This window comes from Flavobacterium sp. (genome assembly GCF_030146175.1).
Classification (GTDB): Bacteria; Bacteroidota; Bacteroidia; order Flavobacteriales; family Flavobacteriaceae; genus Flavobacterium.
The window spans coordinates 1-11,317 of sequence record NZ_JASLCE010000079.1; the positions used below are offsets into that span (position 1 = coordinate 1).

Below are 11,317 nucleotides of genomic sequence, written 5' to 3' on the forward strand. Positions count from 1 at the left end.
TAATTACTCGTTGATCGATAGTATAAAATTCAAAATTTTATTTATCTGAGTGGTTCGAAAAGCAAAACCGTCAAACGTGACTTTTTCCGGGTAACCGAACCCGATATGTTTCTTTTAATTTCCACATCAAAGATCAAGAATCACTATCGAGGACTACTTTTACGGTTAGAAAATTCTTATATTTATACTCGGAAAAATCTATAAGACCGTTCGATTGAATCCCACAAGCATTCCAGCATCGGTTAGAAAACATTTATTTGTAAATCCATTAAAACTTGAGCCGCTAAGCAACAACAACCTGGCCGCCTCTATTTAACATCTATTAATTAAATAATGAAAACATATAAAGAAAATTACCCGCTTATCAGTTTTATTGTTGGTTTTTTAGTGTGGCTACTAGCTACTCTATTATTCAGAATTGCAGGACAACATTTTTTTATAGTCGACAACCCATTAGTGCTGATCACTTTATATATCATACTAATACCAGCCTTAGGTTTTATTTCAACCGCAGTCTTTACTAAATGTAAACTAGACAACCTTGAAAGCATAAAATCGGCAGCCATTATGGTTTTACCCGGTATGCTCCTGGATACTGTATGTATACAGTTTTTTGAAAAACTATTTCCCAATATGCCAGAAATCTATAGTAAAACGTTTGCCTCATGGTTAATGTTTGCCTACGCTATCGTTTTAATTTCCGGACTTTTGAGAAAGAAACAATTACCCGGTAAGTAATTAAGCGGCGTTATTTCAGAACGAAACCTGAGGTCTTCCGGCCTTCGCTTGGACTGTGTCATTTCGTTTTATGACATGCTGCTAAAAGAAAAAACACTGCCTATTGGACAGTGTTTTCTTTTCTTCGGTCTTGCTCCGATTTATCTTCGGCAATACCCGATTTCCAATACGAATAAGCATTAACCTCACTGATCTTCCATAGCTGCTCTTTCCGTAGAAAGTGGCGTACACTTTTAACCGTTTTATATTCAGCGGCGATATAAGCAAACCGATCGTTGTCCGGTAAAGCAATTTTTCGGAGCGCATCGGCCAATGCACTTCCTTTTTGTGGCTGATCATTATAAAGCCAAATGATTTCAATTGCAGCATTTGTAGCTAAGTCTTGTCGATCATTTTGATCATAAACCTCGATCAGACATATTCCTTTTGCTGTATCCGGTAAGCCTTCTAAAATGGCTCCCAATACAGGGATCGCTGTGGCATCGCCTACTAAAATATAGTTTTCCGCTTCCGGATACAACTCGGTTTTTTCATCAACCATCAAAACCCCTAGCAGATCACCTTTTACGGCATTGATCGCCCATGCAGAGGCTGGACCTTCATCGCCATGGGCAACAAAATCAATCCATATTTCCTTTTGCGCCATATCCATTCCCCGATGGGTATACGTACGGATTACCGGGCGTACTTCCTCCGGCTGAGATATCCATTGCATAGTGGTATAATCTATTTTTGGAAAGTAAATTTTGTCTACGCCTTTGGGGGGAATCAAAATTTTATTATTGACACCAACTGTGGTGTTTTGTAACTTTTCAATTCCTTCTCCCTGTAAATAAACCCGAATATAATGGGGTGTTATATATTCCTTCCGATTTACATATAAGGACAATTCTATTAATTCGAAACGCGCTGCGCTCATAAGATGACTGGATTAAAAATGAATGTTTTTTTTGAGATAGGTCAAACTGAAAGTAAGACCTGTAATAAGGATAAACCATAGTACGAGCGTACTCCACGTTTGCGACCCGTATGAAATAAAATACCATCCCCAGTAGATCAGTACCCACTGGATGATATATATATTGGTGACATTCTGAGAGCAAAAAGTAAAAAAACGGATCATCTGTCCGGGTAATTTATAGGCTATAAAATACATTGCAGAAAGAAACAAAAAGAGTTCGCCGCTATACATGGCCAATATGCCCGTGGTTCTATGATAATAGTCGGTTGTAAAATAATGTTCTATATTAAAATCAAAAGACCCAAATCCGGCAATAAACAACAGTCCTCCGGCTATAGCCAGGTATAAAAAGAAACGGTGTTGTTCCGTTTTAAGCGTCATATTATTGATCCAGAATCCCACAGAAAGTCCCAGGAAAGCATACCCTATCCATGGAAGCAGCGGGAAATAAACATTAAAACTTGTACCATACAGAAAACTCAGGAAATAATCAGTGTTTTCATAATTGTAGAAATAGGGAGCGGTAATAAAAATACCGGTACAAAGCAGTACTCCTAGATAGGAAAACCGACGTACATAAGGCATAACAAAATGACAGATTACATAGGCTATTGCGGCGAACTGTAAAATATCGCCTACTAACAAGAAACCTATAAGTCCCTCGGTATCATTTTGCCGTTGCGTTTCTGTAAAAAGTGCCTCAGGAAAAACCTGAAGCACTTTGATTGTCGGATAAAATTTTAAGATATTTAACAGGTACCCGGTGATGAACAGCTTTATACTACGCTTTAGAATATCGCCAGTGTTTTTTTTACCGGATAAGACAATAGACACCCCCATACAGAATACGAATGCAGGTGCGCCAATTCCTTCTACAATAAATAACAACCATTTGGTAAAGTCGGTCAGAATGGTTGCTTCCGATGCATACATAATAAGTACATGGGTCAGTATCATAATAAAAACAGCCATTGTTTTTAACATGTCTATTGGAATGAATCTTCCTTTTTTTACCTGATCATTGCTCATAGCTTAATTTTGTAAACCGAATAATTCCGGAATGGATATAAAATCTTTTGGGATACCGAAATCCTGAAAAGTAGTTTTCTTTTCCAGTTTAAAATGCTCCTGTCCCAATATATCGTTTAAGATAACTGCATTGCGATAAGGTCCCATTCCAAGATCGGAGGTTAAAATTCCATGTGAAGCCAATTCTGAATTCAAAATATACAGACTATTCTGATCCTTATTAATATTATAAGCAACATCGGCTTTCATTTTTCCATAACAATCCCTATTGATCAAATAGTTTACATTCTGCAAAAACTCCGGTTCCCGATGTTTGTATCCTGTGGCCAGTATTACATAATCGGTATGGAGAGAGTACGATTCTTCTATCATTTTATGGTAAAGATCCATCTCAAATCCGGAAAATTTATCTCCTTTTAAGGCTTCCAGTCTGGTATTGGGTAAGATGCGTATCGGTAAAGGACTGTTTCCATGGAGGTCCAGATGGTACAGTTCATCATAAATAGCATCGATCAGATCCTGATTGATCCCTTTGTATAAAGCATCCTGATTATTAACGATCGTGTGGCGTTTTTTTTCCGGTAACGAATGAAAAAAAGAAAGGTAATCGGGAGAAGTATGCTCGAAAGTCAGCTTGGAGTTTTCCATCGGATAAAAGCGTTCGGCTTCTGTAATCCAGTTAATGTTTAGTTGCTGATTTTCCAATTCTTTTAAAAGATCCTGAAAAATCTCGGCGGCACTCTGTCCCGAACCAATAATGGAGATGGTGCTTCCCGGTTTGATATATTTCTTTCGGTAGGTATATTGTGAGGAATGAAAAACCCGTTCGTTGGTGCATGCTTCTGTAAATGACGGTACGCAGGGGACGGTTCCGGTACCAACAATCAGTTTGCGGGTATAATAAAACTTGGTTGTCTTATTGATCAGATCGTGAACTGTAACTTCGTAGACACCCCCGTGACGCGATAGATATTCCACGTTTTTTATCCGGTGACTAAACCGCAGTTGTGGCAATTGTGCCGCGACCCATTTGCAATATTTATTATACTCCGTACGGGTAATATAGAACGTTTCTTTGATGCAAAACTTAAATAGTTTGTGATTGGTGACCAGATAATTCAGATAACTGAATTTATTTGTGGGTTCGACAGACGTGACAAGGTCGGCTATATAAGGAACCTGTAATGTACAACCATCTATCATTAATCCCCTGTGCCAATCAAAAGACGGGGATTGATCAAAAAATAAAGTTTTTAGTGGTAACCGATCTGATAAAGCGGCCATTCCCAGATTAAAGGGACCAATTCCGATTCCGATGATATCATATATATTTACAGTCATAATTATTTCATTAGGTTAAACTTTAAGGCATATCTCAGTACAGGAGTTTTCCAAAACCTGCTGCACCGCTTCTTTATACATCGCTCTGTTAAGGAATGTAAGATTGGATGTTTTATACGGTAAGGTGAGCGCCTTGTTAAATTCACATCCTACTTTGGTAATCAGATTGTGCGTTCCGGCATGTTCTACAGAAGCTTCACCGATCATTCGATGTACCTGTGTATGAGAAAAGAAATGTTCCATACACATGGTGAGGGCGTAATACGAAAAGTTGTTGATCTTTTTCCTGGCCGGTGCAATCAGCATGTGGAAACCGTAATCGCCCGGATGAAAAGGATAATATTTACCAACTTCATCTTTTATTGCCCAATACAGTTCCAAAGTAAAAATGGGTACGCCATTTAGCGTTCCGATATACGGATGTGAATAATCGACTCCTAAATGCTTAATATAGGCTTCTTCCAGTTCTTCGATGGAACCATCCATTTCCCAAAACTTTTTAGCGTAATCTTTATTCACCCATTCGTATAAAATCTCAAGGTCGGTTTCGATGTCAAAAGCCCTGATTCCGATTTCCATTGTGCTGTTCTCGAAATAGCGTTTATGAACGAGCCTTCCTTTTTTTGGTTTGATCAGATTATCGGAGTAATATTTGCTGTTGATTAAATGATTATGCTGGTGAATGGTGCTGCGTACGTATTCTGAATTTTGAATTAAAAAAAGGGAAGGCAAAAAGAAATCGACATAAATGACATGATCCATTATAAAATTTTCCCTGTCCGGATACTGATCCCAAAAGGTTGTGATCGTATTAGAGACGGTTTCCAAAAGATTTTCTTCTGTGTCCATCCCCAGTACACTAAAAGCACGGACAATAGGAAAAAGGTTATGGGTGAGCAACTGTACTTGCAGAAAATGTTTGATTTTATCAAAACTGAAATGTTCAGGGAGTTCTTCTTTAGAGCAGCTATATCCGTTTTCAGAGAAAATCAGATTTACAGGCTGCCCGTTTTTGTCAATCTCCAAAACGCTGTTTAACAGATTCGGAACCACAATTTTATCTTGTTCAAAATATGCTTTTATAGCATTATTAAAAAGACATTTGGTATAATGTTCCAGCCATTTAACGGTTGCTTGGTTTACATCTGTTTTGATGTTTTGAGCAAATTTTGAAATAAATTGCAGCAGGTCATCCAATTCTTCTTTACTGGAATATTCATGGACCAGGTTTTTTATACCAATGTAATTTTCGTCCTGATCCTGATGGTTTTCAGTATGTGATATTGCCTGCGGAATAATACTGAATAACTGTGTCTGAACTAAATTGTCGTAGGCATCCTGTAGCGTGTCAACAATGGCACGCAAATCCGATGAAAGCAGTTCCGGGAAATATTCCTGTAACAGCAGCAGAAGAGCATCCTCATGGCTAATTGCTTGTATTTTCCCAAACGGTTCTTTCCGCAATCCCATAGCACTGCCAAAAATATGCATCCCCGACAACGACCTGTAGTGAATCGGGAAGTAAAGTATCGCATTGTCCCGTTTCAGATTAAAACGTATAAACACCGAATCGGCACAGGACTGCATATAAAATGCAAGATAATCATCATATTTTGGTACAATGTCAAGAAAATACCATGAATTACATTCTCTCAGCAAAAGGTTAAGCAAGAGATTGTGTGAATTATTTAATTTCTGTGAAGTTTTCATTATAAAATAGTTTTAAATCCATGTTTTTTGAGGTTGACAGAAAGCTACTTTTAATGATTTATAATTCTCAAAGATCAGGCACAGGTTTAATACCAGAATTATCAGGTCAAAATACAGAAAATCCATTGCATGGCTAATGTAGAAATGACTAAAAAACATACCTACGGAAATAGGAAATAACCAGACAGCTCCAAAAAAATAAGTTTTTCTGAATATAAGAAATAAGCCACCTATCAATTGCGCCATACCAATCACCCATATAAAACCTGTTTTCTCCCAAATCAGATAGAAATTCAAAAAATCCCCTTCCAATCCGAAATCGATATATTCCTGAGGATTAATTTTGCATGTTAACTTTTCGTATCCGTGCGGTATAAAGACATACGCTAAAAACGCACGGAATAGATAACTGATACTGATCTTTATTTTTTTAGCAAACTCTCCCATAACCTCTTTTATTAATTATCGATAATATTAAAGCCCATCAATCGACCGCTTCCTTGCAGACGGAATGTTTCTTTCACTTCTTTTGTCTCTGGATTATACTGGTAAGCCCCTGCAAAATTTTCGGTTGCATTGTTTGAAACAAAATAGATCTTCCCTTTGTGTAAAAACGGATTCTGATACGAATAGAAATTATCCGGAAGCATGTTCAGTCTTGTTGCCTTTTTAGTATTTGTATCGATCTCGGTCCAGTACCAGATATCCTGTCTATATGTAACACCGTGTTGTCCACCACCGTAATAGGATGTCGGTCGGCTAGAAATGGTTGTGTAAATTTTATTGTTGTGGGCAAAAATCCTGTTGAAATCGCTAGGATATTGGTAACTGGAGATTTTTAGTTCAAAATTGGGATCAAATTTTGTATCTCCGTTTTTGATTCGCAATATTTTTGATTCCGGAGTTTGTGTTCTCATATTGCCAATAGCAATCATATACAAATCTTTGGTTACATCGTCAATACTCCACAATACATGATCAGCAAACAAACCAAGGTTGGTTGCTCCGGCATATTCCGTAACATCTTCAATTGCGTTAGTCGTTAAATTATAGACTGCAATTTCTACTTTTTGAACACTTGGTGTTACCTGCCAGGCAGTTCCACGGGTACCGTGTTGTATGTCTACATATAACCTGTTGTCGCGTTTTGCTAAAATCAACTGACCTGCTGCTTCATAAGATGAACTCCCGTCCGACAGTGATGAAAGATCAATTACACCGGTGCGTTGCATGGTTTCCGGGTTGAATTTCTGAATGGTTAAACCTCCAGCTGAAAGATCCCAATAGTAACCTTCAGATGGGCTTATAACATGGAAGTTGGTTTCGTAAGTGTTGTTTGGTGTGCTGATAAAGCCATTGGCAGTGAATTTCCCGGCTTCCAGTTTGTATCTGGAAATTCCGATATCACTCGAAACAGCCCCGTCTTTTTTGTATAAAGTGTTGTTCACAACGCGTCCTCCGGCAGAGTAACCCAATTGATAGAAAGGAATAGAAGACAGATTTATCTGGCGGGATTTATTGTCGCCCAAAGCATAAATACCACCTGCCCAGGTTTCTGTACCATTAAAGATGACCCAGGTTTCATCGCTTGGAAGCGCATCGGTGTTAACAGGATTCGGATTCGATTCCGAAGTAGCATCGTCGTTACTACACGAAAGTAGTAAGAAAGTTGATAGTAGTGCCGTAGCAATAAACTTGATTTTAGTTTTTTTCATAATTATAAACTGTTAGCATTTAAAAAAAATTGTAAACTATTTTGAAATGAGCAGAGCGACCTGGCTTTTGCACATTAAAATTGTCATAAAGCTTTGTGTTCCCTACATTCAGGACTTCAAACGAAGTCCTGATCTTTTTGTCTGCAAACTGATAATAAAGGCCAATATCATGTGATAATTGTCCTAACCTTCCATCATTAGGGATGATCAGTTTTGAATCAACATCTGTTGCTTCACCAAAAAGTGGCGGTTCCTGGTTTTTAGGGATAGCCGTCAGATAAAACCGGTGTAAGTAATTAAGGTTCCATCGAAGACTGAAGCGGTCTTTTGTTTTCAGAACATTAGCCAGATGACCGTTTAAAAAAACATTCCCGAACAGGAAAGGAATATTAGGAACCCTTGATCCTTCATAAATTTTAAATTCGTTTCTTTCGTTCACACGTCGGATATCCTGATACGTTGCATTAAAGCCAAAATCGACATGATTATTGATGTTGTATGTTGCTTCAATTTCAACACCTTTGATTTCCACTTCATGAAAATTGATGTAACGATTATATGGAATATCGGGTTGCAGAAAAATGGCATCTTTTACCCTCCGGTAGAAAAGGTTTGTTGCAATCATGCCATTGTTCTTTTTCTGACCAAAAGAATATTGGGCATTCAGGTTGATGTTATGACTCTTTTCTGGGGTTAGGTCCAGATTCTCTTTGATTAAAACACCGTCTCCAAAAACTTCAAATTCATCGGGAAGACGGGTAGCATATTCATAAGACATCTTGACCATATAATGATCATTATTCCATTTAAGTCCGCCCAGATAGCCTAATTGACTGTTTGATTTGGAAGACTGCCAGGCAAACAGAAATTTATCTGTAGTAAAGCCCTCTGTATGACTGTTGTAATGTTTAATGGCGACAATACTTTCTACTTTCTTGTCAAGCCATAAGGAGCGAAAAGCCAATGCGGCTATATTCTTTTTATAGGTCGCCGGAATGGTTAGCACATCGATATCATAAACCGGAGAAACGGCCCCCAAAGGATCACTACCTTTTCTGCGTTGGTAATAAAACAGTTCGCCCAATTCAACAAAATGATTGTCGTAAAATTCATAAGCCGCACTGATTCTGGTTGAAAACAGATCGTAGTGCAATCGCTGGTTACTGCCGCCTTTGTTGATCTCGCCGGTAATCTGATTTTCCAGAATTATATCACCATCCCAATTATAGCGGACAGTAGCTGTATCGATAAGTTTAGTGTTAAAGCGACTGTAATTGACCGTTGAATTTATTTTTAACCGATTGTCGAACAGTTCTTTTTTGTGGGATAGCAGCACGGCATAGTTCTGTTCTTTATTAAAAGGTTTGCCGTAGACTTTTCCCATTTCACTGTCATTCTGTATCTCCTTGTAGAAGTCGGAAAACAATAAAGACAACCTGAAATCGTCTGCCCATTTTTTATCTCTGATTCCGGCAAAAAGTTCCCCGTAATAGGATTTTGTCGCATCGTGAAAACGCTTTACGTCTTTGTAGTATTTCTGACCCGTTTCGGGGTTAATAAAGGGAGCGTTAATGGTATATCGGTTATCGGAATAATTATAAGAAGTATTTAAACCGATATAATAGGAAGGATTTTTACCTGTAAAAAACATATTTGCGGTTGCCCTATGTGTATTAAAAGAACCGACTTCGTAGGAAACTTCCATCAGGTTGGATTTGGGGTTTCGCGTTATCAGATTGATGCCGCCGCCCAATGCATCAGACGCAAGATAAACAGGCATTGAACCTTTGTATACTTCTACTCGTTCCAGCATGTTGGTTGGGATGGTTCCGATGTTAAAACCGTGTCCAAACAATTCTATTGGGATACCGTCTTTGAAGATCCGGATTGCTTTTCCCTGTAATCCGCCCAGATTTATCTGGACTGTCGATCCGAGATTGCCATTGTTCCTGACTTTGATTCCCGCGGATCTGTTGAGCAGGTTGCCGATATCACCTGATCTGTCGTATTGCTTTTTCATGTCGATTACCTGAACCGAAAAAGGAGAATTTTCCAGTTTTTGTTTGATCGACTGCGAGCTGACGACTACTTCTTCCAGACTTTTGATTGTCTGGCTCGGGATTGTTAATTGATAATGAATGGTATTACAATTAATGTTTACTATTTGCGAATCGATAAGCACATCATTTTCATAAAGGTAGACTGTATAGACACCTTCAGTCAGATCTACAGCATTACTGGATCCGATTACATTGAGGGATAGTTTTTTATTATTAACGATTATTACAGCATTTTTTACAGGTATATTATTTTCTCTTTTAACAGAAAAAGATACGTCACAAGCAAAGGCTGTAGTACTCAAAAACAACAAAAAGTAAAGGCATTTAACCATATTCTTTTATTTAGAATAAATTTAAATAATGTATTTTTGTACAAAACTATCCCCTAAAAAATTAAGTTTTATTACGAATTTGGGTATAATATTTACTAAAAAGGGTTTGTATGAGTTATAGAATAAACGCTTCTGATTTTCTTGAAATGATGAATTACCATCAGTTTCCGGATACCGGCGAGACAGGAAGCAAACTGGAAAAAAGTAGTTTTGCACAAGATAATGTGTCAATAAGTGAAGAAAGGATAAAAGAAGAACTGAGTATCGTAAAAACCCGATACAATCCCGGTAATGACCTGATACTGGATTGCTATGGCAGTGATCCATTTTTAGAATTGCACTTTAATCTTTCCGGATCCGAGATATACTATAAAAATTCCTTTATACGTGCCGACAAAGTTCCACCAATGACCGGTAATATGATTTATGTGGCGCCCAGTGATGAAAAATCGGAAGTTGCTTTTCACAAGGGAATCGAATACAATACGTTTGATATCCACCTTCCGTTAAAAATGCTTAGCGATTATTGGGGCGAAAATCGATTACTGGATTCGTTTCTTGCTCAGGCAATACAAAACAAAAGTGTAGGACTTACCAATAATACGATTACACTCAATTCAAAAATTGTATCGGTTATCCAGGATATTGAACATTGCAGTTATGAGGGGTTAATGCGTAAAATATACCTCGAATCAAAAATCACTGAAATCCTGGCCTATTGTTTTGAAGAGACGAATCTCAACTATACAGTAAAACTTTCTAAAAGAGATATTGACAGTATTCATTATGCCGCACAAATCATCCAGAATCATGTGAACAATCCCATTACGATAAAAGAACTGGCAAAAAGAATCGGAATAAATGAGACAAAACTGAAATCAGGGTTTAAAAGTGTGTTTGGAACCACCGTTTTTGGTTATTTACAGGATTTAAGGATGAATAGAGCCAAACGATTTCTGTATGATTCAGATCTGCCGATCGAAGAAATAAGCAGAAGATGTGGCTATATAAACATTTCAAATTTTAGCAATGCTTTTAAAAATTACTTTGGTGTTTCGCCGAGTGCTTTAAGAAATACTACCAATTATCGAGGATTTTCCTCATCTGTAGCTGGCCAAAAAAGAAACGATCTTTAGACTAAATAGTTCACAATGAACCATATCAATCTAATTATTAAAGACTTAAATTATTTTTAAAAAAAATTGGCTAAAAAAAGTACAAATACGCTGGCATAGGTAAATAAAATTTCATTTCTTTGCACCCGTTAAAAACGGTAAACAATAGTCATTATTGGAATCGTTGTTTGATCAGAAAGAATCCCGGTTCACTGATAATAACAAGAAACAAAACAGACGCTATATTATAGACTCGGTAGCTCAGCTGGTAGAGCACATCACTTTTAATGATGGGGTCCTGGGTTCGAATCCCAGC

General features: G+C 37.6%; 9 protein-coding genes and 1 tRNA gene. 3 read left to right on the forward strand and 7 right to left on the reverse strand.

All coding sequences use genetic code 11. The features are described 5' to 3' along the window. Window positions 1-333: 333 nt before the first annotated feature. On the forward strand, window positions 334-738 hold the full coding sequence (locus tag Q1R07_RS09535; protein ID WP_300489149.1) for a DUF5367 domain-containing protein: 405 nt from the start codon (window positions 334-336) through the stop codon (window positions 736-738). A gap of 100 nt (window positions 739-838) precedes the next feature. On the opposite strand, the gene Q1R07_RS09540 is transcribed toward Q1R07_RS09535, so the two are convergent. The 7 genes from Q1R07_RS09540 to Q1R07_RS09570 are packed head-to-tail and all read right to left on the reverse strand — an operon-like array spanning window position 839 to window position 9,886. Then, on the reverse strand, window positions 839-1,657 hold the full coding sequence (locus Q1R07_RS09540) for a siderophore-interacting protein (protein ID WP_300489153.1): 819 nt from the start codon (window positions 1,655-1,657) through the stop codon (window positions 839-841). Between the two features lie 12 nt (window positions 1,658-1,669). Beyond that, the gene (locus Q1R07_RS09545; RefSeq protein WP_300489155.1) at window positions 1,670-2,728 is read right to left on the reverse strand and encodes a heparan-alpha-glucosaminide N-acetyltransferase domain-containing protein; all 1,059 of its coding nucleotides are present in this window, start codon (window positions 2,726-2,728) and stop codon (window positions 1,670-1,672) included. A 3-nt stretch (window positions 2,729-2,731) separates the two neighbouring features. Then, on the reverse strand, window positions 2,732-4,069 hold the full coding sequence (locus tag Q1R07_RS09550) for a SidA/IucD/PvdA family monooxygenase (RefSeq protein WP_300489158.1): 1,338 nt from the start codon (window positions 4,067-4,069) through the stop codon (window positions 2,732-2,734). A 15-nt stretch (window positions 4,070-4,084) separates the two neighbouring features. Next, window positions 4,085-5,779 carry a GNAT family N-acetyltransferase gene (locus tag Q1R07_RS09555; RefSeq protein ID WP_300489161.1) on the reverse strand — a complete coding sequence of 565 codons (1,695 nt, stop codon included), beginning with the start codon at window positions 5,777-5,779 and terminating at the stop codon, window positions 4,085-4,087. A 12-nt stretch (window positions 5,780-5,791) separates the two neighbouring features. Then, complete coding sequence (locus tag Q1R07_RS09560; RefSeq protein WP_300489164.1) at window positions 5,792-6,226, reverse strand: DoxX family membrane protein; 435 nt, start codon at window positions 6,224-6,226, stop codon at window positions 5,792-5,794. Between the two features lie 11 nt (window positions 6,227-6,237). Then, the gene (locus Q1R07_RS09565) at window positions 6,238-7,494 is read right to left on the reverse strand and encodes a hypothetical protein (protein ID WP_300489166.1); all 1,257 of its coding nucleotides are present in this window, start codon (window positions 7,492-7,494) and stop codon (window positions 6,238-6,240) included. A gap of 19 nt (window positions 7,495-7,513) precedes the next feature. Next, entirely contained in the window at window positions 7,514-9,886 is a 2,373-nt protein-coding gene (locus tag Q1R07_RS09570; protein WP_300489168.1) for a TonB-dependent receptor plug domain-containing protein, read from the reverse strand. Window positions 9,887-9,996: 110 nt separating this feature from the next. Here Q1R07_RS09570 and Q1R07_RS09575 point away from each other — a divergent pair, with 110 nt between their 5' ends. Both Q1R07_RS09575 and Q1R07_RS09580 read left to right on the forward strand, forming a co-directional pair. Next, window positions 9,997-11,022: an AraC family transcriptional regulator gene (locus Q1R07_RS09575; protein ID WP_300489170.1), complete on the forward strand. Its 1,026-nt coding sequence runs from the start codon at window positions 9,997-9,999 to the stop codon at window positions 11,020-11,022. A gap of 237 nt (window positions 11,023-11,259) precedes the next feature. Further along, window positions 11,260-11,317, forward strand: a tRNA-Lys gene (locus Q1R07_RS09580).

Bases quoted from the DNA above. Each gene is read 5' to 3' on its own strand.
- Q1R07_RS09535 (WP_300489149.1), top strand. From the start codon at position 334: ATGAAAACATATAAAGAAAATTACCCGCTTATCAGTTTTATTGTTGGT.
- Q1R07_RS09540 (WP_300489153.1), bottom strand. From the start codon at position 1,657: ATGAGCGCAGCGCGTTTCGAATTAATAGAATTGTCCTTATATGTAAAT.
- Q1R07_RS09545 (WP_300489155.1), bottom strand. From the start codon at position 2,728: ATGAGCAATGATCAGGTAAAAAAAGGAAGATTCATTCCAATAGACATG.
- Q1R07_RS09550 (WP_300489158.1), bottom strand. From the start codon at position 4,069: ATGACTGTAAATATATATGATATCATCGGAATCGGAATTGGTCCCTTT.
- Q1R07_RS09555 (WP_300489161.1), bottom strand. From the start codon at position 5,779: ATGAAAACTTCACAGAAATTAAATAATTCACACAATCTCTTGCTTAAC.
- Q1R07_RS09560 (WP_300489164.1), bottom strand. From the start codon at position 6,226: ATGGGAGAGTTTGCTAAAAAAATAAAGATCAGTATCAGTTATCTATTC.
- Q1R07_RS09565 (WP_300489166.1), bottom strand. From the start codon at position 7,494: ATGAAAAAAACTAAAATCAAGTTTATTGCTACGGCACTACTATCAACT.
- Q1R07_RS09570 (WP_300489168.1), bottom strand. From the start codon at position 9,886: ATGGTTAAATGCCTTTACTTTTTGTTGTTTTTGAGTACTACAGCCTTT.
- Q1R07_RS09575 (WP_300489170.1), top strand. From the start codon at position 9,997: ATGAGTTATAGAATAAACGCTTCTGATTTTCTTGAAATGATGAATTAC.